The following is a 20223-nucleotide window of genomic DNA, read 5'->3' as shown; positions in this document are numbered from 1 at the left end:
ACAATCGGTCGGGTCAATGCCAACTTTTAAAACTTTATTTATTTACTTCTTAGTTCTTTTTCTACCACCTTTCGTAGGTTGGTATATTATCGGTGCCAATGAATGGGATTTATCTGTTCCTTTTGTATACGGCATGCATGATGACGTATGGCAACTCTTATTAACAAAAGGACTTTTCGACAATGGCTGGGTTTTACATAATGCGTATTTAGGTGCTCCAGATGTTGCGAATTGGCATTACCATTCTGCTGCTCAATCTAGTTCCCTTCACTCAATCTTATTGAAATTCATTTCAATTTTTATTGCGGAACCGATTAAAGCTCAACAAATATACTATTTTATAAATTTTTCCCTCATATCTTTGACATCTTACGTTACTTGTAGAGCACTCAAGATATCCACTTTACTGTCTATCGCTGTTGGTATTATTTTCTCACTTACAACATTCAGATTTAATGCAATTTTTTACTCATTTTTAGGTAATTACTTTATGATACCGCTGGCTATCTTAGTAATTGTTTGGAGTTCGATTGGTATTTACAGTAGGTATAATGAAAAATCTTTATCGTTACGAAGACAATTATTTCTTTTATTAAGAAATAAAAAGTTTTTACTAAGTTTGATCATTATATCTTTAACAGCAATATCAGATGGCTACTATGCATTTTTTACCATTCTGCTTTTTGGTTTTTGCTCTATCTTGGTGATCTTCAGTTCAAAAAAATACAACGTTATTGATTCAGCCATTCCTTTATGCTTTGCATTTCTCATTATTACTATAAATCTTCTGGTAATGATTCCAATTCAAAACTACAAGGAAGCTAACTTTGATGAATTTAATCCTAAAGGTATACCTGACCAAAGTTTAGTTAGAAAGCCTATGGAAGCAGAAGTGTATTCTAGCAGCTTTAAGCTTTTAATTGCACCATCTCCTTCACATCAAGTGCAATTTGTCGGTAACATCGCCAGAAAAATGATTGATTCCAGTGATGAGGCCAGAGCATTTCCAACAATCGTTCCTATTGTACCTTTAGGTACTGTTGGTGGCTTTTGCTTTATTTTTACATTATTTGTTTTGATGTTTAGAAGTTCATCTAACCACAACGCAAACTTAACCTATTTCGAAGATGTCAATTTAAAACTAAAATCTTTAGCTTTACTGTCTTTGTTTGTCTTTCTCTGTTCAATCTCTGGTGGAATAGGTACTATCATTGCCCTTATTTATCCTACGATAAGGGCTTATGACCGTTTCCCGCTGTTTTTATTATTTCTAGTGTTAGTAACTTTTTCATATTGGATAACATCTAAATATAAAGAAAAATTTGGAAACAGGTTATTTGTTTTAACTATATTTTTTGCAACTACATTTTCAGTTTGGGATCAAACTCCAAGAAGTGCATATAAGCCTTTCACTTTACCTCATGTAAGTAGGTTTATTGCTGAAGATACATTTATTAAATCTATTGAATCTCAATTACCTTCGAATTCTATGGTGTACCAATATCCATACTCTCAGTATTTAAGTGATAATAAATATTACGGTTGGGGAGCGTTCTCTCATATGCGAGCCTACCTGCACTCCAAGAGTTTAAGGTGGAGTAATGGAGCATCAAAGAATAGTAAGGTTGACCTTTGGCATGAGAAGTTATCACGTATTCCGTTGATTGATAGAATTTCTCAGTTATCATTATATGGATTCTCTGGGATATTAATTGATAGATTGGTTGTTAGTGATGATGAGTTTGATAAGTTACAAGTACAGGTTTTAGATAAATATGGATTGAAAATTAAGACAAATGACGGAGCTAAAATGGCATTTGTTAAGTTACCTAACTTAGGATTTAAACTTATATATGATGACAAATTTGAGTTTCCGTCATCTGTGGAAATAATGGAACCACTTCAGTTTTCTTCCGAACATTTACCCAGCTATATTAATAGAGACATTCTTTTAAGTTTGATTAGGAATGATCTTGGTTCTACTCCTCAAATCATCTTATTTAACCAGCACCCAGGGTTATTTGACGCTGAACTTTTTAATTTGTCTTCTGGTAATTTGCAGAATAATTTGCCTACAGATTTCTTACTCGGCGATTTGAGCTGTATGGATAATATTATTCTAGATGTGAACTCGTCTGCTCAGTTCTCATTGCGGGTGAAAAATAATTCTAGGTTCGATTGGTACCTCAATTCAGGAACAAGGCCAATTGCAATAGGTTTTCATCTCTATGATTTAGAAGGCAATCTGTTGATTTGGGATAACGGCTATCGATATTCCAATTCAAGTTTAATAAAAGTATCTACTTCTAATGAGCTGCGTGTAAAGGTTAGTGATCTAAACCTAGATTTAGGCAGTTTTCCAGATAATAATTTCAATATAGAATTCATGCTATTACAGGAAGGTAATTCTTGGTTCAATGTGAACCCTTCAAATAAAATGTGTCGCGTGAAAATTGTAAAAGGGGGGTGAAAGTTTATGTTTATTTTGTTTCCGGTTGTTTCTTCGTTGGGGTGTTTTTGTGATTTCTATTGAAAAGTTATCTTATGATATATTAGTAGTTGGTGGTGGTTTCTATGGCGCTTATATTGCAGAACATTTTGCCTTACTAGGTCGAAAGGTTTTATTGTGTGAAAAAGAAGGGGATTTGCTTCAAAAGGCTTCTTTTTCAAACCAAGCACGTGTTCATAATGGCTATCATTATCCCAGGAGTGTGCTTACAGCATTAAAATCTAGGGTCTCATTTCCTCGGTTTAATGAGGAATTTCGAAGTTGTATTGATGATTCTTTCGAAAAATATTATATGATTGGCCAGCCTCTAGGAAAAGTTACGTCAAATCAGTTTGAAGCTTTCTGCAAGCGGATCGGAGCTCCATGTGAAAAAGCACCACAATCCATTTTAGAACTTACAAATCCAAAATATATTGAAGCCGCGTATAAAACTATCGAGTATGCTTTTGATGCGATAAAACTTAAACATATTATGAAGGACCGATTACACAAAGCCGGAGTAACGATAAAGTATGAAACCATGGTGGAATCTGTTGGGAAGGCTGAGCTGGGTATGTTTGCCATTCTGTCTGATGCCTCTAATAATGAGGTATTAATAGAGGCAAGTGAAGTTTTTAACTGTACATATTCAATGATTAATCGTGTTAATGCCAGATCCAATCTGAGCATGATACCACTTAAACATGAAATGACAGAAATGTGTTTGGTTAGCGTGCCGGATGTTATTAAGGAAAAAGGTATTACACTTATGTGTGGTCCTTTCTTTTCAATCATGCCATTTCCTTCGACTGATTTTCATTCTTTTTCACACGTTCGATATACTCCCCATTTCGAATGGTCAGACAAAAGTTGTGCTGATGAGTTTAACGAGTATAACCACAAAATATTAGTTGATAGAAAATCTGCTTTCAGAAAAATGAAGCAAGATGCAGCCCGTTATTTACCTATTTTAAGTGAATGTAAATACGATTCTTCTATTTGGGAAGTAAAGACCATTTTACCCATTAGTGAAGTAGATGATAGTCGTCCTATCCTTTTTAAACAAAACTATGGTGTTGATGGTTACCATTGTATTATGGGTGGCAAGATTGATAATGTTTATGACGCCATAGATGTGCTTACTGATAAAGGCTTAGGAAGATAAGATGAAAAGTGAAAATGTTTTAAAGTGCAACTCATTTGTCACTGTGGTAATGGTTGCGAGTGATTTGTATCAGCTTGGTATTAGGTCATCAATAGAAACGTTATATGATTATCTTGAACTTCATTATATAGATTATGAGATTTTAGTTGTAGAAGATAAACCAGCCATAATTGAAGCAGAATCTTTAACTTCCATCATGAAAGAAATTCCATCTGTTAGATATGTTGAATTGTCTTATGAAGTTGATTATGAAGTTGCAATTACAGTTGGGTTAGAGAATTCAATTGGAGATTTTGTTGTAATTTTAAATCCAAGTCTAGAACCTCTTGATGTCATTGCGCCTATGGTTAAGTTAAGTCAAAAATGCTCTGTTGATGTTGTCGTTGGTGTCGCAGATAACCAAAAGAAAAGTATAGGCTACCGTTTAGTCCGACCTTTTGTTAACTTTATACTAAAGGAAATTGGTTATAAGATACCAAAGAACTCATCAACTTTGCGATGTTTGTCTCGTACTGCAGTTAATTCAGCTACTAAAGCCAGAAACTATCATCACCAAATTTTTGTTAGAATAGCACAGTGTGGAGCAACTTCTTGTTCTTATGATTTTTCCATTATTGATAACCGTAAAAGAGAAATAAATTTATTTAATTCGATAAATAGGACTTTGAACCTACTTATTTTCAACTCTTCTAAACCCCTCAGGTGGATGACTAGCTTAGGTTGTATTGGAAGTTTATTTGCGCTTATTTTTGCCTGTTATAGCTTTTTCACTCGTCTGGCCAGTGATAATGTTGCTGATGGGTGGAGCTCTATTGTCATTTTAATATCATTTTTGTTTATGTTGCTTTTTACCATCCTGAGCTTTTTTGGAGAGTACCTAAGCCGACTATTGAACGAACAGAGTCAACACGAAGCTTATTGGATAACTAATGAACGCCATAGTACGGTTATGGTAGATATTAGTAGAAATAATGTATTAGAAGAATCAGATAAAATAACCCCCCGGTGATTTATGAGACCTACAGTTGATATAGTTATTCCAGTTTTAAATGAAGAAGCTACTATAGAGCTTAATGTTGGCATTATACTGGAGTTTTTGGAAAAAGAACTTGCTGGCCGCTATGATTACACTTTAATTGTAGCTGACAATGGCTCTACTGATGACACTGCAGTTATCACAGGAAAATTAATTAGCCAACATAGTGATAAATTAAGATACCTTAAGGTGGACCGAAGAGGTGTAGGTCTAGCTCTAAAAACTGCATGGATTGATAGTAAGGCTGAATTTGTTGGCTATATGGATCTTGATATGGCTACAGATCTTTGCCATATACCAGCGGCCTTAGCTCTTTTTAGCACCAATAATTCTGATGTTATATACGGAACTAGGTTACACAAGGACTCTACAGTTATTGGTAGAACAATTAAAAGAGAAATTACTTCTCGCATTTTTAATTACATTGTTCAGGTGTATTTAGGAACTAAATTCTCTGATGGTATGTGCGGGTTCAAATTTTTAAGGAAAGAGCATTTAAACTCGATCATTAAAAATGGTGCGCAGAGTGATGGTTGGTTCTTTTGTACCGAGTTATTAGTCGTTAGTGAATGGTTTGGTTTGCGTGTAGATGAACTTCCTGTCAAGTGGACGGATGATCCAAATAGTAAAGTAAATATTAAGAAACTAGCTCTAGAGTATATCTCTGCAATGAAAGAACTTAAGAGAGTAAAGCAAAGATGAAAGAAATTTGTCTAGGTACTGCCATGTGGGGATGGTCTGTTGATAAAATCACAGCATTTTCTATATTAGACTGTTTTTATGAGTATGGTGGGCGCTATGTTGATACTGCTAATAATTACCCTTTAAATGGTGTTGCTTCAGATTATCAAAAATCAATCATGTATATCTCAGACTGGTGTAATTCCAGAGATGTGTCTGATTTAGTTATTACATGTAAAATTGGTAGCGTTATAAATTCAAATACGTCAGAGAATAATTTAAATTCAAAATTTTTATATGAACAATTAAATTGGTTGTTAGGTGTATTTAAAAGTAATTTAGGTTGTGTAATGATACATTGGGATGATAGGGGGGATTTATTACAGATAAAAGATACGTTATCCATTTCAACTTTACTTCTTAACGAGGGCATTCAATTAGGTCTGTCTGGTATTAAATACCCAGAAGTATATGCATCTGCATTACATGAAAGTAATATTATTGATGTTAACATTCAAGTTAAGCATAATTTTGCCAGCTCATCATTCTCTCACTATAGTTCTTTATCCATTTTCAAACCCAAAATATGGGCATATGGTATTTCAGTAAGTGGATTGAAATTATCGGAATCAGAATATAAAGACAATAGCTATGTTAGTCTTGTCCGGGGCTCGGGTTATCACAGACATCTGTTGACTGAGGATCTATGTGTTGCGCTTAATGAAGTGATTTTAATCAATGATACGATAGATAATATATATCAAATAGGGGTTGCATACTCGCAAGAAGACAAAGCTTTACATGGGTTTATCGTTGCACCTTCGACATTGGAACAAATGTTTAACATTACTGACTTTTTAAAGAAGTCCAAGTTCAAAGTTTTTGATTTGTCGCCCATCTACTCCTTGGAGGTAAAGTGAAAACCATTTCTCTGATTATCTCGCGGTTTGTTGGTTCAAAAGTTGGACGTTTTTTGGTTACTGGTGTTTGTAATACAGCTATAAGTTATCTAAGTTTTACTTTTTTATTATTCATAGGTATACATTACTTACTGGCATCTATAGGAGGTTTTTTTCTGGCTATAGTTTTCAGCTTTCATCTTAATAAAAAATGGACTTTTAATTCAACCGTTCGTAACACGCCAAGGTTAGTAGGCTCTTTCTTCATGATAAACTTGCTTGCTTTAGCTTCTAGCCTTTGTGTATTACATGTTTTACATCACAACGCCTCGGTAAACATATACTTGGCACAAGCGTTTGCCTTGATTGTTAGTATGGTTGTGAACTTTGTGGGATATAATTTTATTTTTAATCCAAATAGAAAATGCATTTAAATTCAAGGTTTTATTTTATAGGTGAGGCTTATATCGTATGTTTCTCTCTTCAAATTTATTTAGTCTCTCATTCGGTGTTTTTCAAGGTCGTTGTGTAGTGGTACGCTGAATTTGGTCACTTAGTTAGAGGTGATATCATCACCTCATAAGTTAACAGGTGACACTATGACAAAACGTACAAGACGACTATTTAGCGCTGATTTCAAATTAGAAGCGGCTCAACTGGTTCTAGATCAGAACCACTCAGTGACAGAGGCTGCTCAAGCTATGAACGTTGGTAAGTCCACGATGGATAAGTGGGTTCGCCAACTAAAAGAGGAACGTCAGGGGACAACACCTAAGGCATCACCAATGACGCCTGAGCAAATTGAAATACGTGAATTAAAGAAGGAGTTAGCTCGCCTTGAAGAGCATAATGAAATATTAAAAAAAGCCACGGCTCTGTTGATGTCGGACTCACTGAACAATTCTTGATAATAAAGAAACTCAAGCAGAGCCACAGCGTAAAAATATTATGTGAAGTTTTCAATGTTCATCGAAGCAGCTATAACTACTGGCGAAAACGTCCAGCAGAAATTGACGCTGAAGCAGTAAAGCTCCGTAGTTTAGTTAGCGAAGCTCATGCCGCGAGCAACGGCTCTGCGGGAGCTAGAACCATTGCTGACATAATAACGACTCAGGGAACCAACCTGAGTCGTTACAGAGCAACGAAGTTCATGAAAGATCTTGGCCTAGTGAGCTGCCAAGTACCAAAACACAAGTATCGCAGAGCATCACAAGAACATATTGAAATCCCAAACCACTTAGGTCGCCAGTTTGCAGTTACGGAACCAAACAAAGTTTGGGTTGGTGATGTTACTTATGTTTGAACTTATTAAAGAGTGAAACCACATTTAAAGGTGGTATTAAACGTAAACGGATGAACTCCGTAATGGATGAAAATTACCTAAGGTAAGGTTCTCGTAAGCCTTACGTGACGGTGATGCTCATGCGGTTTCCGTGTATGATTGGCTCTTTCAGAACAAAATAATTTACTTCAAAGTGATTAGGACTGATAAATGCTAGAAGAATTAACCTGTTTCAAACCATATGACATTCGTGGGAAGCTCGATACAGAACTCAACGAAAATATTGCTTATCGAATTGGCCGAGCGTTTGGTCAATTGTTGATCTGTGAGGGAGGCGAATTAGGCTCAAAAACAGTCGTTGTAGGTGGCGATGTACGTTTAACGTCTGAATCACTTAAACAACAACTTGCTCATGGTATTATGGATTCTGGCGTTAATGTATTAGATCTTGGTTTAACAGGCACAGAAGAGATCTATTTTGTCACTAAAAATTTAGGTTTGGCTGGTGGGGTAGAAGTGACCGCAAGCCATAATCCAATGGATTATAATGGCATGAAGTTGGTACGTGAAGACTCCAAGCCAATCAGTGGTGATACAGGGTTATTTGAAATTAAGCGCTTAGCTGAAGAGAATAACTTTAATTCTGGAGTACACAAAGGTAGCTATCAACGGCAGAGCCACTTGGCTACATATGTAAAACATTTAATGACTTATATTACGCCAGCCAAAATTGAGCCATTAAAAATTGTGGCTAACTCTGGTAATGGGGCGGCTGGACATGTCATTGATGAGTTAGAAATGGCTTTTCAGTTAGCGGGTGTACCTATTGAATTCATTAAGGTTCACCATGAAGCGGATGGCACTTTTCCTAATGGCATTCCAAATCCTCTGCTTCCTGAGTGCCGTGCTGATACCTCAAAAGCCATTATTGCTCATCAAGCCGATTTCGGCATTGCATGGGATGGTGATTTTGATCGCTGCTTCTTTTTTGATGAGAATGGTGAGTTTATTGAGGGCTATTATATTGTCGGTTTGCTTGCTGAGGCGTTCTTACAAAAAGATCCTAATGTTAAAATTATTCATGATCCACGCTTAACTTGGAATACGGTTGATATTGCCAATAAATATGATGGGCAAGCGATAATGTCGAAAACAGGGCACGCATTCATCAAAGAACGTATGCGCTTAGAAGATGCAGTATATGGTGGTGAAATGAGTGCTCATCATTATTTCCGTGATTTTGCTTATTGTGATAGTGGCATGATCCCTTGGTTGCTGATTGCAGAGCTAGTGAGTGTGAAACAAAAGCCCTTATCAAGCTTAGTAGAGGCATGTATTCAAGCTTATCCATCACCGGGTGAAATTAATTCTGTAGTAGATGATCCAGATGCAAAAATTGCTTTGTTATTGGAGACATACAAAAGTGATGTGCTAGAAATAGATTATACTGATGGTTTAAGTATGACTTTTCAAGATTGGCGTTTTAACTTACGTAAATCAAATACAGAACCTCTGCTAAGACTTAATCTAGAAACCCGCTCAGATATGCTACTGATGGAACAAAAAACAAAAGAGTTATTAACGTTAATTCGGCAATAACGTGTCCTCATTTGCTATCATGCCATGAGACTTATCTTAGTCTAAAAGCCAGTGCTACTGGCTTTTTTTATATATAAAGAAAATATGAAAAACATTTTACATATAGGAAAATATTATCCGCCTTTTTTTGGTGGCATAGAAAACTTCATGGCTGAATTGATGAGGGTTCAAGCTGGCAGTAACTATATTTATGCATTGGTTCATAATCATAAAAAGTCATTATGTATTAAAAGTGAGTATATGGAGGAGGGGAAGATTTTCCGCTCAGGGTTTTGGGGGCGTTTTGCGTTTGCGCCAATTTGTCCACTGTTTGGAAGAGATTTAAATAAAGTTATTAATGAAATAACGCCTGATGTAATTCATATTCATATGCCCAATTTATCGGCATTTTGGTTATTGTTTAATAGCAAAGCAAAACGCATTCCTTGGGTTGTTCATTGGCATGCTGATGTATTAGGCAGTGAACCAACACGATTAATCAAATTACTCTATCCTTTCTATCGCATACTCGAACGAACCTTGTTAAAAAGAGCAGATAAAATAATTTGCACTTCTCCTAATTATCTTTATTCAAGCCTTCCTCTTGCTGAATTTAAGCAAAAATGCCTTGTTATTCCTTTGGGCTTACCTCAAATAGGTCAACAAAAACCATTAGGGAGTAATAAGGTGGTTGAGTATGTTGAAACGAGTAGCAGTCAATTAAAGATCTTAGTTGTGGGACGGCTTTCATATTACAAGGGTCATTTGATACTATTGCGAGCATTAAAGCAGTTACAAAGTAATGGAGTTCCATTTCAGCTTAATATTGTTGGGCAAGGTGAATTACTCACTACAATTCAAAAAGAAATACAGTTATTAGTATTAAAAAATGTAAAATTGGTAGGCCGTGTTTCCTCAACTCAGTTAGATGATCTTTTTGAATGGTGTGATTTTTTATGTTTACCATCGATTGAAAGAACAGAAGCGTTTGGTTTAGTGATTTTAGAGGCGGCAAGAAAGAGTAAACCAGCCTTAGTTACAGCAGTAGAAGGCTCAGGAATGAGTTGGGTAGTACAAGATGAATGTACAGGATGGGTGGTAAAACCGAACTGTGTTGATTCATTAAGTGAGAAGTTGCACGCTATCTATAAAAAAAGAGAGGGCTGTGAGCATTATGGAGCTGCTGCTTATCTCTCATTTCTTGAGTGTTTTTCTATTTCTGAAGTTTCTCAAAAAATTAATGATGTTTATGAGCAAGTAGTGCCAAAATCATAAGTCCTAAGGGGACATTTTTTTGATATTATCTTTGTATATAACTAATTGGAATGAAATGTGAAAATACTAATAACTGGTGGGGCAGGTTTTATTGGTTCTGCTGTGATCCGTCATATTACCAATGACACACAAGATAGCGTGATTAATCTTGATAAATTGACCTATGCAGGAAACCTTGAATCTCTTCAAGAAATAAAGAATAGTCCACGCTACTGTTTTGAACATCTTGATATTTGTAATTCTGCTGAATTAAAGCGAGTTTTCGATCAGCACCAACCTGATTGTATTATGCATTTGGCTGCTGAGAGCCATGTTGACCGTTCCATTGATGGACCTGCTGCATTTATCGAAACTAATATTGTAGGAACTTATGCCCTCCTTGAGGTTGCTCGTGCTTATTGGCATGGATTAGTTGACGTTAAGAGAGATGCATTCCGTTTTCATCATATCTCGACAGATGAGGTGTACGGTGATCTTGAGGGGACAGATGATTTATTTACTGAAACAACCTCTTATGAGCCTTCTAGCCCTTACTCTGCGTCGAAAGCATCCAGTGACCATTTAGTTAGAGCATGGCAACGTACTTACGGATTACCGACCATCGTCACTAATTGTTCGAATAATTATGGACCTTATCATTTCCCTGAAAAACTCATTCCATTAATGATCTTAAATGCCTTAGAGGGTAAACCTTTGCCTGTTTATGGTGATGGTATGCAGATCCGTGATTGGTTATACGTTGAAGATCACGCAAGAGCGCTTTATAAAGTGGTGACAGAGGGGATGGTTGGTGAAACCTATAATATTGGTGGTCACAATGAAAAAGCAAATATAGAAGTGGTGACGACACTGTGCTCCCTTTTAGATGAATTGGTACCAAGTAAGCCAGCAGGTATTTCCAATTATTCTGATTTAATTTCATTTGTGAAAGATCGCCCTGGTCACGACATTCGTTATGCGATTGATGCAAGTAAAATTGAGCGCGAGTTAGGTTGGAAGCCTGAAGAAACATTTGAGAGTGGTATTCGTAAAACAGTACTATGGTATTTAAACAATAAAGAGTGGTGGAGTCGTGTTCTTGATGGCTCTTATTCACGAGAAAGATTAGGTAATTAAGAGAGCTTATAGATGAAAGGAATTATTTTAGCGGGCGGTTCTGGTACACGCTTATATCCCATAACTAAAGGTATCTCTAAGCAGTTATTACCTGTTTATAATAAACCCATGATCTATTATCCTCTTTCGGTGTTAATGCTTGCCGGAATTAATGATATTTTGATAATAACGACACCGGAAGATAACTCGAGTTTTAAACGTTTACTGGGTGATGGTTCGGAGCTAGGTATAAAAATAGCTTATGCAGTTCAAGAAAAGCCTAATGGGTTAGCTGAAGCATTTATTATTGGTGAAGAGTTTATTGGTGAAGAGAGTTGTTGTTTAGTGTTGGGCGATAATATTTTCTTTGGTCAAGCGTTTCAACCTATGTTACGAAAAGCGGTTAACCAACAATCGGGAGCTACTGTGTTTGGCTATCCTGTGAAAGATCCTGAGCGCTTTGGTGTTGTCGAATTTAATGAGAACTTGCAAGCCATCTCTTTAGAAGAAAAACCGTTGAAGCCTAAATCTAATTTTGCAGTAACCGGTTTATATTTTTATGATAATCAGGTTGTTGAGTTCGCTAAAAAAGTAAAACCCTCTGAACGAGGTGAGCTAGAGATCACTTCGATTAACCAGATGTATTTAGAGCAAGGTTCGCTCAATGTTGAAGTGCTTGGCCGTGGTTTTGCGTGGTTAGATACAGGAACACACGAAAGTTTGCATGAAGCCTCTTCTTTTGTTCAAACGATTGAGAACATTCAAGGTTTGCAAATTGCTTGTTTAGAAGAGATTGCTCTGTTGCAAGGCTGGCTAACTAATGAGCAAGTATTAAATTTGGCAAAACCAATGCTAAAAAATGAGTATGGACAGTATTTGAGCTCATTAGTCCGTAAAGTTTAGATGCGTTGTTTGCTAATCATTGATGGTACGGAAAATAGTGTTTATTGCTTTAAATATTTATAATAAAAATTAAGCTATACGCTATTTAATAGATGAAATTTACAGTTAGGAACTCTTGATGAAAATCGCAGTTGCAGGTACAGGGTATGTAGGGCTATCAAATGCGATGCTGCTTGCTCAGAACCATGAAGTTGTCGCGTTAGATATTATTGCTGAAAAAGTGGAGATGCTTAATCAAAAGCAGTCACCTATTGCGGATACAGAAATTGAATGTTTCTTAGCGAATAAGTCGCTGAATTTTACTGCAACCACAGATAAAGAGCATGCTTATGTGAATGCCGATTATGTGATTATTGCGACGCCAACGGATTACGATCCCACGACCAACTATTTTAATACCTCTTCAGTCGAGGCGGTAATTAAAGATGTAATAGCGATCAACCCATCGGCAGTGATGGTGATTAAATCAACGGTGCCTGTGGGGTATACTGAACGTATAAAACAAGAACTTAACTGTAGCAACATTCTGTTCTCACCTGAGTTTTTACGTGAAGGGAAGGCCCTTTTTGATAACCTTCACCCATCTCGAATTATTGTGGGTGAATGCAGTGAGCGTGCAGAAATATTTGCAGGGTTGCTGGTTCAAGGCGCAGAAAAAGAAGGTATTGACGTTCTGTATACCGACTCTACGGAAGCGGAAGCGGTTAAGTTATTTTCTAATACTTATCTCGCAATGCGTGTGGCCTACTTTAATGAGTTGGATTCGTATGCCGAAGCGCATGGATTAGATGCACGTCAAATCATTCAAGGTGTCGGGTTAGACCCTCGAATCGGTTCGCATTATAACAATCCATCTTTTGGTTATGGTGGTTACTGCCTACCAAAAGACACAAAACAGTTACTTGCTAATTATCAACAAGTTCCAAACAGCATTATCGGTGCGATTGTCGAAGCGAATCGTACTCGTAAAGACTTTGTTGCCGATTCCATCATGCAGCGCAACCCTAAAGTGGTGGGGATCTACCGCTTGATCATGAAAGCGGGATCAGATAATTTCCGCGCCTCTTCTATTCAAGGGATCATGAAGCGCATTAAAGCGAAAGGCATTGAAGTAGTGGTTTATGAACCAGTGCTTGAGGAGGAATTGTTTTATAACTCACGAGTCATCAATGACATCAATGAGTTTAAGGTCATCTCTGATGTGATTGTTTCAAATCGGATGGTTGATGATATTCTTGATGTTGAGCATAAGGTTTACACTCGTGATTTATTTGGTTCAGATTAACCGTTAAGTATAGGCATAATAAATGAATGTAAGCTTCCTTTTAAGAGATTGGAAGCTTACCGTTTTTGGTTTTTGGTTTTTGGTTTTTGGTTTCGAGCTTAATAGCTTCTTTCTGGTAAGCCTCTAAACCGTCTTATAAAACTTGTGATTCGCCAAATATAGCTCAATAGAACTGCATAAGTAATGAAGCAAGCCACGAATAGATAAAACATAGTTGACTCCGCTATATCAACCGTTTCCCCATAAATACCCAACCCAGCATATAAGCTTGCAATGGCGCAGATAGCTAATAGTGTCTGTTTTGAGCTTAATCCCATACGTTGAAATATATGATGTAGGTGCTCTCGGTCTGGCTTGAAAGGAGAGTCCCCACGGCGAACTCTTCTGATCATAATGGCGCTCATGTCCATGAGAGGTACGGCAATAAGCCAAAGCGCGGTAACGGGCCTCATTAAGGATTTCGATTCATCTTGGCTGACCCCAAGTAATAGCCAAATCACAGTAAAGCCGATCATCATGCTACCAGCATCCCCCATAAAGACTTTTCGTTCTCTCCCTAAAATCCCTAGATTCATAAAAATGTATGGGATCATTGCAACAATAAAGACCACACATAAGTAAGAAAGTCCCCATTCCATGTCGACATTCAGTAAAATTGCTAACCCTGAGAAAGTAACTATTGAAAGTCCGCCAAGTAAGCCATCGATGCCATCTACCATATTAAAGGCGTTAATGGCACCTATCACCGCAACCACAGTTACAATTTTTCCCATCCAACCTAAGTGCACTTCCCCAAAACCAAACATATTACCTAAACTCAATAGTTGGATATCTGCAAAATAGATCATGCAAATAGACAACCCTGCTTGTATTGCGAGTCGAACTTTGAAGCTTAAGTCAAATTTATCATCTAAAGCACCCACGAAAGTAAGTAGTACAATAGATGCTAAGTAGATGGAGCTATGCTGAATAGCATCAGGTTTAAAGGTTATGAATTGAGCGATAGAGATACAAATAGAGATACCACCGACAAGAGGAACTGCACCGGTATGGAATTTTCGATCGTTTGGCTTGTCAACTAATCCCACATTTTTAGCTACTTTCCGCATGAGAAATAGGGTTGCAAACGAAAAGAAAAAGATAAAAGTAAGTTCGAGGAGCATAGTTCTAGCCAGTTATATAAGAATTTTTATAGGTTGAATTTTAGCTTAAATCGCTCTCTTCGGAAAGGCGTGAAAAAGAGGAATGGCCACAATTTATAAATAGGCATATTTCTTAGCGTTGCGAATTTTTCATTTTAATCTTGTTTAATCTTTACCTCCTTCGCATTCCACTAGTCGCCTTATTGAAAATAGAACAGTAAGTGGGAAAGCTAGCCATTGCTCGTTCACTTCAACACCAAGGAGTCCGCCATGCTCTTCATCACCAACCGTACACCACTGCAATCGGCTCGTTCCAACGCTGGGCGGCGCATTGGGTTTAATTACCAAAATACCGATGTGTCGAAGTGGCTTTATTTTTGTGAGCGTCATGGTGAGAACGACTATACTGAAGTGACCTCTCAGCCCTTCTTCTCTCGCCTTAAATCATTGCCAACAGGGACTCAATTGCTTTTTTATATCCATGGTTTTGATAACAACATGGAGCCAGATATTTTCCACAGGGCACAGAAACTGCAAAACCTTTTAGATGAGAAGATGGATTCGCAAAAGAAAGCACGGGTGTTGGTGATTCCACTGATTTGGCCCTGTGATGACGACAGTAAATTGCACATTATCGATGACTATTGGGACGACCAAAAAGCCGCCGACCATAGTGGCATCGCCTTTGCGCGTCTGCTGTGTAAATTTGATGATTGGCGTAGGGCTGGCGAACAACAAACGGAGCCTTGCCTACGAAGAATGAACTTACTGGCGCACTCCATGGGCAATCGAGTATTAGTCAATGCGCTGCAATCTTGGGTGGAAGAGCTCGGTCGCGGTGCCATGCCAATGATGTTTCGTAATATTTTCATGGTTGCTGCTGATGTTGAAAATCACATTCTTGAACCCGAACATCGTGGCCGCTATGTGTTGGACGCCGCCAAAAATACCGTGGTCTATTACGCCAGTGATGATTTGGCTATGTCCGCATCCAAAGTGGCAAATTTACGTCATATCACCTGTTCACGTCGTCTTGGAATGACAGGGCCGGAAAGCATCTCAAAACTATCTGCTAAGCGCGTGTTCGAGTTCGATTGTGATAGCTTCAATAACCGTTTGGATCCGCCACTTGGTCATAGCTATTTTCTTACTAATCAGAGTGGGGAAGTCAGTCCTATTATTCCTCATATTGCAAAAGCCATTGAAACTGGTTGTGTCAGCTTGAATTGGTGAGCTAATGGTTAACCGTTGCTTTGATAAATATCGCTAACGAATATTTATCATCTATTAACTATCACTTATTAACTAACAACGAGCAGCAGGAGGCATAAATGGAAGTAATTCATCATGGAGGTAAAGATACGGTCACAGGATCGTGCCATGAGCTTAAACTGTGCAATCACAGCCTATTGATAGATTGTGGCCTGTTTCAAGGGAGCGATAGTCGTCCACTGCCGATTGAGTTTCCCACTTCACATATCAAAGCTCTGATCGTCACTCATACCCATATCGATCATATTGGGCGTCTTCCATGGTTGTTAGCTGCGGGTTTTAAAGGACCAATCTACTGCACGCCCGCTACCGCAGAACTAATCCCATTAATGCTAGAAGATGGCTTGAAACTGCAACTGGGTTTGAACCGAGGCCAGCGAGAGCGAGTGTTGGAGTTAGTGCGCAAGAGGATCAAACCAGTTCCGTATCATCAATGGTTGCCCCTTTCTTTAGCAAAAAAGGCTTTAACAACGAAAGCTTTAAAATCTAAAGCCTCAAAAACCAAAGTTTCAGAATCGAACTCTCGGATGTATATGCGTTTCTCTCCTGCGGGGCATATTCTTGGTTCTGCCTATGTCGAAATCAAATTGCCGAATGGTGAGGTGGTGGTGTTCTCTGGCGATCTTGGCCCGCGTAATACACCGTTGTTGCCTGATCCAAAACCGCCCAAGCGTGCCGACTATCTCTATATTGAAACCACTTATGGGGACAAAACTCATGACAGTGTGGAACAGAGAAGTGAAAGGCTAAAAGCGATCATTAATCGCTCCTTGAAAGATGGTGGAACCATACTGATCCCAGCGTTTAGTGTCGGTAGAACCCAAGAGCTACTGTTTGATATTGAGCGGCTGATCCATCAATCCGATATCGAAGGGGATATTCCGATTATTTTGGATTCACCTTTAGCAAGTAAGGTGACGAAATCTTATCGTCGCTTTAAAAAACTGTGGGGAAAAGAGGCTAAGTTCCGTTTGGAGTCCAAGCGTCACCCTCTGGCTTTTGATCAATGCGTAGTGATAGACGATCACAAACAGCACATTGCGTTAGTCAATCGGTTAGCGACAACGGGAGAAGCTGCGATCGTGATTGCGGCATCGGGAATGTGCCAAGGTGGAAGGGTGATGAACTACTTGAAAGCTCTGCTGCCTGATAAGCGCACCGATGTTCTGTTTGCGGGTTATCAAGCTCATGGAACATTAGGCAGGGAGATTCAAAGCGGTTGTTCACAAGTGGTGATAGATGGGCAAGAGATAGAGATAAACGCGCAGCGGCATACCATGTCTGGGTACTCCGCTCATGCCGACCAAGCGGATCTACTCGCCTTTATACGCGGAATCGAGAGCCCAATTAAAGAGTTACATTTGATCCACGGAGAGCCAGAAGCCAAGCAACAGTTTATGGATGAATTAGTTGATGATGCGGTTGGGAAAGTTATCGAATAGTACCAACTATTTAATCAATATTTTATCGTTCCGTTATTTTGGTGATATTCGCTTAATGCCTGTCTCATTCGTTAAACAGCATTGATTACTTCCCTATATTAAGAATGGAGGGAAACGGTGGAGCAAACGGTATTAACAGGGCTTGGTGAGCATTAACATTGTTTTGATTCGATATTTACTAAGTGCAGCGATGCGTCCCCAATCTTGCTATAGTATCGAGATAAGCAGTAACAATGGATTGAATATGATTAATTCTATCGTTAGTTTGGCCAAGATGGATGAACGTATTGAACTTGTGTGGTTATACGGTTCTCGTGCTCAAGGGAGTCATCACCAAGAAAGTGACTTTGACTTGGCTGTGGCATTTGGTGATCACTCTTTGTCTGCCTTGGCTTTGCGAACTCGTCCAGAGTGTTTGGCGATAGAGTGGGCTGAACATTTGCATTTGCCTTTAAATAAACTAAGTATCGTTGATATTAATCGCATACCAATTGCACTTGCTTTTAATGTCATTGAATACGGCGAGCTAATTTATAACAATAATCCATTATTATTTCATAAAGAGCTGAATCGTATTAACTCTATGTTTGAATATCAATTAATTGAAAGTAAGAGAGATACTTCATATGAATAAAGGTCTTGAGTTGTATCTTGTGGAAGTTAAGTCACATAAGGAAAAATATCTTAAGGAACTCAATGAGCTTCGTTTTGATTTAAATAAATCTGAATTAAAAAGTCGCGACTATCTAGCGACTGAGCGCTTATTACAAGTTTTTACAGAGATGTGTATTGGCTTATCTAAACATATGGTTAAGAAGCTTCAAAAGAAGAGTGCGACAGAAGCATATCAATCCTTTTCTATCTTAAAAGAGCATAACCTGATTTCTAGTCATGAGTTACGCACTTGGAAGCAGGTTATTGGCATGCGTAATGGTTTGGTGCATGACTATTTAAATATCGATTTACTGATTATTGAAGATATTTTACGTGAAGGCCATTATCAAACATTAGCGGACTTTACTGATAAAGCTGTAATTTTTTTATTATCGGAATCGTAAGGCGGGAGAAAAGTAGTTCACCAAGTACTCTTTCAATCGTGCCTTACTACTTATGAGCAAACACAAAAAAGGCCAACCTAAGTTGACCTTTCTAACGCTAAATTCTAAAACTAGAATTCAAAGCAGTGCTTAAAATTAAGCTTTTGCTTCCGCTGCTGCTTTAGCGATAGCTGCGAAGCTTTTCGCGTCTAGTGCTGCGCCGCCAACTAGAGCACCGTCGATGTCTGGTTGTGCGAAGTAAGCTGCTGCGTTTTCTGGTTTAACAGAACCGCCGTATTGGATCACAACTTTCTTAGCTACTTCTTCAGATTTCTCTGCGATGTGTGCACGGATTTGAGCGTGGATGCGTTGTGCATCTTCAGCTGTAGCTGCTTTACCAGTACCGATAGCCCAGATTGGTTCGTAAGCGATGATCGCGCCTTCAAGAGCTTCAACGCCTTGAGTGTTGATCACAGCGTCAAGTTGACGAGCACATACTGCAACTGTTTCGCCAGCTTCGTTTTGAGCTTCAGATTCACCGATACAAAGAACAGGAGTTAGGCCGTTCTCTTTTAGGAATGCGAATTTCTTAGCAACAAACTCGTCAGACTCAGCGTGGTATTCACGACGCTCAGAGTGACCGATGATGATGTGAGAAGCACCGAACTCTTTAAGCATTGCTGGAGACATGTCGCCAGTGAATGCACCGCTGTTGTTTAGGTCAGAGTTTTGAGCACCTAGGATGATTGCGCTGCCTGCTTCAGTAAGCGTACGCTCAGCAAGATCAACAAATAGAGCTGGTGGAGCAACTGCAACGTCAACGCCTGTCACGCCTTCAAGTTCAGCGTTAAGACCGTTTAGAAGCGCAACAACCATTTCTTTGCTGCCGTTTAGTTTCCAGTTACCCATAACTACAGGATGACGCATAGGATTTTCTCCGCGATTAATTTATGTGAAAGTTAATATGTAAAAAATAAACTTGATTACGTAAGAATATAACAGATTAATAAGTTTAGATCATGACTGTAGTCATGTCTTTCTTGGATCGAGAGAAATGTTCTCAATCTTGACATCGAAGTGCAGGATAGGAGCGAGGTTGGAGTATTTCATTTAGTCAGTGATCCGACATACAGATTAATCCTTATCTTCTCGGTTTTTTCAGCGTTAATTGCTATTAATGGCATCTCAAATACGATCCATGATGGTCATCGAGTTTTTCATGACCTTAAATCGATATAAGGAAGATAAAATGCCTAACCTAGTAATGGAGTACTCCAATTCGGTAGATGATCGAGTGAATGTTCAGGGTCTGCTGGAAGATTTACACAACGTGGCGCTGCATTGTGGTCTGTTTGATGTTGGCTCTGTGAAATCTCGAGCTCTGCGTTGCCATAATTGGTTGATAGGTGATGAAGGTGATAGTGTCGATTTTATTCATGTGAATTTTGAGCTATTGGTTGGCCGTACTGAAGAGCAGAAGCGAGAACTCTCTCGTCAGCTCATTGAAGTACTTCAAGGGCAAGCCAGTCATGTGCGCAGCTTAACAGTGAATATGCGCGATATGGATACCGCCTGTTTTCAGAAAATCATTAACTAGTACTCTCCTTGTCGTTAGGTGGTTATGGAATCGTGGTGGGATACTG

Annotated in this window: 18 protein-coding genes and 1 pseudogene; 17 read left to right on the top strand and 2 right to left on the bottom strand. The window is 38.4% G+C overall.

The window, feature by feature from the left end; all coding sequences use genetic code 11:
* Positions 1-16: 16 nt before the first annotated feature.
* From F0249_RS11940 to F0249_RS11885, 12 genes and pseudogenes are all read left to right on the top strand, one after another.
* Positions 17-2470, top strand: coding sequence for a hypothetical protein (locus F0249_RS11940; RefSeq protein WP_171756809.1), 2454 nt, complete (start codon positions 17-19; stop codon positions 2468-2470).
* 49 nt (positions 2471-2519) lie between these two features.
* Positions 2520-3653: an FAD-dependent oxidoreductase gene (locus F0249_RS11935; RefSeq protein WP_367613437.1), complete on the top strand. Its 1134-nt coding sequence runs from the start codon at positions 2520-2522 to the stop codon at positions 3651-3653.
* A gap of 1 nt (position 3654) precedes the next feature.
* Complete coding sequence (locus F0249_RS11930; protein WP_171756808.1) at positions 3655-4662, top strand: glycosyltransferase; 1008 nt, start codon at positions 3655-3657, stop codon at positions 4660-4662.
* 3 nt (positions 4663-4665) lie between these two features.
* Positions 4666-5391, top strand: coding sequence for a glycosyltransferase (locus F0249_RS11925; RefSeq protein ID WP_171756807.1), 726 nt, complete (start codon positions 4666-4668; stop codon positions 5389-5391).
* Complete coding sequence (locus F0249_RS11920; protein WP_171756806.1) at positions 5388-6290, top strand: aldo/keto reductase; 903 nt, start codon at positions 5388-5390, stop codon at positions 6288-6290. Before F0249_RS11925 ends, F0249_RS11920 begins: the two co-directional genes overlap by 4 nt.
* The gene (locus F0249_RS11915) at positions 6287-6703 is read left to right on the top strand and encodes a GtrA family protein (protein ID WP_171756805.1); all 417 of its coding nucleotides are present in this window, start codon (positions 6287-6289) and stop codon (positions 6701-6703) included. The genes F0249_RS11920 and F0249_RS11915 overlap by 4 nt, the downstream gene beginning before the upstream one ends.
* A gap of 165 nt (positions 6704-6868) precedes the next feature.
* Positions 6869-7569: pseudogene (locus F0249_RS11910) on the top strand (IS3 family transposase); the annotation flags it as partial.
* Positions 7570-7761: 192 nt separating this feature from the next.
* Positions 7762-9150, top strand: coding sequence for a phosphomannomutase CpsG (locus tag F0249_RS11905; protein WP_171756804.1), 1389 nt, complete (start codon positions 7762-7764; stop codon positions 9148-9150).
* Positions 9151-9234: 84 nt separating this feature from the next.
* Entirely contained in the window at positions 9235-10404 is a 1170-nt protein-coding gene (locus F0249_RS11900) for a glycosyltransferase (RefSeq protein ID WP_171756803.1), read from the top strand.
* A gap of 57 nt (positions 10405-10461) precedes the next feature.
* Positions 10462-11520, top strand: coding sequence for a dTDP-glucose 4,6-dehydratase (rfbB, locus tag F0249_RS11895; RefSeq protein WP_171756802.1), 1059 nt, complete (start codon positions 10462-10464; stop codon positions 11518-11520).
* Positions 11521-11532: 12 nt separating this feature from the next.
* Complete coding sequence (gene rfbA / locus F0249_RS11890; RefSeq protein ID WP_171756801.1) at positions 11533-12402, top strand: glucose-1-phosphate thymidylyltransferase RfbA; 870 nt, start codon at positions 11533-11535, stop codon at positions 12400-12402.
* 118 nt (positions 12403-12520) lie between these two features.
* Positions 12521-13687 (top strand): nucleotide sugar dehydrogenase, encoded by a 1167-nt coding sequence (locus F0249_RS11885; RefSeq protein ID WP_171756800.1) that lies wholly within the window; start codon positions 12521-12523, stop codon positions 13685-13687.
* A gap of 98 nt (positions 13688-13785) precedes the next feature.
* On the opposite strand, the gene wecA is transcribed toward F0249_RS11885, so the two are convergent.
* The gene (wecA, locus tag F0249_RS11880; RefSeq protein WP_171756799.1) at positions 13786-14850 is read right to left on the bottom strand and encodes a UDP-N-acetylglucosamine--undecaprenyl-phosphate N-acetylglucosaminephosphotransferase; all 1065 of its coding nucleotides are present in this window, start codon (positions 14848-14850) and stop codon (positions 13786-13788) included.
* A gap of 249 nt (positions 14851-15099) precedes the next feature.
* Here wecA and F0249_RS11875 point away from each other — a divergent pair, with 249 nt between their 5' ends.
* The 4 genes from F0249_RS11875 (at position 15100) to F0249_RS11860 (ending at position 18601) form a co-directional block, all read left to right on the top strand.
* Positions 15100-16062, top strand: a complete 963-nt coding sequence (locus F0249_RS11875; RefSeq protein WP_171756798.1) for an alpha/beta hydrolase — start codon at positions 15100-15102, stop codon at positions 16060-16062.
* Positions 16063-16160: 98 nt separating this feature from the next.
* Complete coding sequence (locus tag F0249_RS11870) at positions 16161-17543, top strand: MBL fold metallo-hydrolase RNA specificity domain-containing protein (RefSeq protein ID WP_171756797.1); 1383 nt, start codon at positions 16161-16163, stop codon at positions 17541-17543.
* Between the two features lie 244 nt (positions 17544-17787).
* On the top strand, positions 17788-18177 hold the full coding sequence (locus F0249_RS11865; protein ID WP_017052613.1) for a nucleotidyltransferase domain-containing protein: 390 nt from the start codon (positions 17788-17790) through the stop codon (positions 18175-18177).
* A complete protein-coding gene (locus F0249_RS11860; protein WP_017052612.1) occupies positions 18170-18601 on the top strand; it encodes a DUF86 domain-containing protein in 432 nt (143 codons plus the stop codon). Before F0249_RS11865 ends, F0249_RS11860 begins: the two co-directional genes overlap by 8 nt.
* A gap of 135 nt (positions 18602-18736) precedes the next feature.
* On the opposite strand, the gene tpiA is transcribed toward F0249_RS11860, so the two are convergent.
* Positions 18737-19507 (bottom strand): triose-phosphate isomerase, encoded by a 771-nt coding sequence (gene tpiA, locus F0249_RS11855; RefSeq protein WP_017052611.1) that lies wholly within the window; start codon positions 19505-19507, stop codon positions 18737-18739.
* A 322-nt stretch (positions 19508-19829) separates the two neighbouring features.
* Here tpiA and F0249_RS11850 point away from each other — a divergent pair, with 322 nt between their 5' ends.
* Entirely contained in the window at positions 19830-20177 is a 348-nt protein-coding gene (locus F0249_RS11850) for a 5-carboxymethyl-2-hydroxymuconate Delta-isomerase (RefSeq protein WP_017052610.1), read from the top strand.
* Positions 20178-20223 lie beyond the last annotated feature (46 nt).

Source organism: Vibrio sp. 03-59-1 (assembly GCF_013114135.1).
Lineage (GTDB): Bacteria > Pseudomonadota > Gammaproteobacteria > Enterobacterales > Vibrionaceae > Vibrio > Vibrio cortegadensis.
The sequence above is the reverse complement of the archived record's forward strand: the minus strand, read 5'-3'. Positions and strand labels throughout refer to the sequence as shown.

Coding starts and splice junctions, on each gene's coding strand:
- F0249_RS11930 (WP_171756808.1), top strand. CDS start 3,655: ATGAAAAGTGAAAATGTTTTAAAGTGCAACTCATTTGTCACTGTGGTA.
- F0249_RS11905 (WP_171756804.1), top strand. CDS start 7,762: ATGCTAGAAGAATTAACCTGTTTCAAACCATATGACATTCGTGGGAAG.
- wecA (WP_171756799.1), bottom strand. CDS start 14,850: ATGCTCCTCGAACTTACTTTTATCTTTTTCTTTTCGTTTGCAACCCTA.
- F0249_RS11860 (WP_017052612.1), top strand. CDS start 18,170: ATGAATAAAGGTCTTGAGTTGTATCTTGTGGAAGTTAAGTCACATAAG.
- F0249_RS11870 (WP_171756797.1), top strand. CDS start 16,161: ATGGAAGTAATTCATCATGGAGGTAAAGATACGGTCACAGGATCGTGC.
- F0249_RS11900 (WP_171756803.1), top strand. CDS start 9,235: ATGAAAAACATTTTACATATAGGAAAATATTATCCGCCTTTTTTTGGT.
- F0249_RS11875 (WP_171756798.1), top strand. CDS start 15,100: ATGCTCTTCATCACCAACCGTACACCACTGCAATCGGCTCGTTCCAAC.
- F0249_RS11885 (WP_171756800.1), top strand. CDS start 12,521: ATGAAAATCGCAGTTGCAGGTACAGGGTATGTAGGGCTATCAAATGCG.
- rfbA (WP_171756801.1), top strand. CDS start 11,533: ATGAAAGGAATTATTTTAGCGGGCGGTTCTGGTACACGCTTATATCCC.
- F0249_RS11850 (WP_017052610.1), top strand. CDS start 19,830: ATGCCTAACCTAGTAATGGAGTACTCCAATTCGGTAGATGATCGAGTG.
- F0249_RS11920 (WP_171756806.1), top strand. CDS start 5,388: ATGAAAGAAATTTGTCTAGGTACTGCCATGTGGGGATGGTCTGTTGAT.
- F0249_RS11865 (WP_017052613.1), top strand. CDS start 17,788: ATGATTAATTCTATCGTTAGTTTGGCCAAGATGGATGAACGTATTGAA.
- F0249_RS11940 (WP_171756809.1), top strand. CDS start 17: ATGCCAACTTTTAAAACTTTATTTATTTACTTCTTAGTTCTTTTTCTA.
- F0249_RS11925 (WP_171756807.1), top strand. CDS start 4,666: ATGAGACCTACAGTTGATATAGTTATTCCAGTTTTAAATGAAGAAGCT.
- tpiA (WP_017052611.1), bottom strand. CDS start 19,507: ATGCGTCATCCTGTAGTTATGGGTAACTGGAAACTAAACGGCAGCAAA.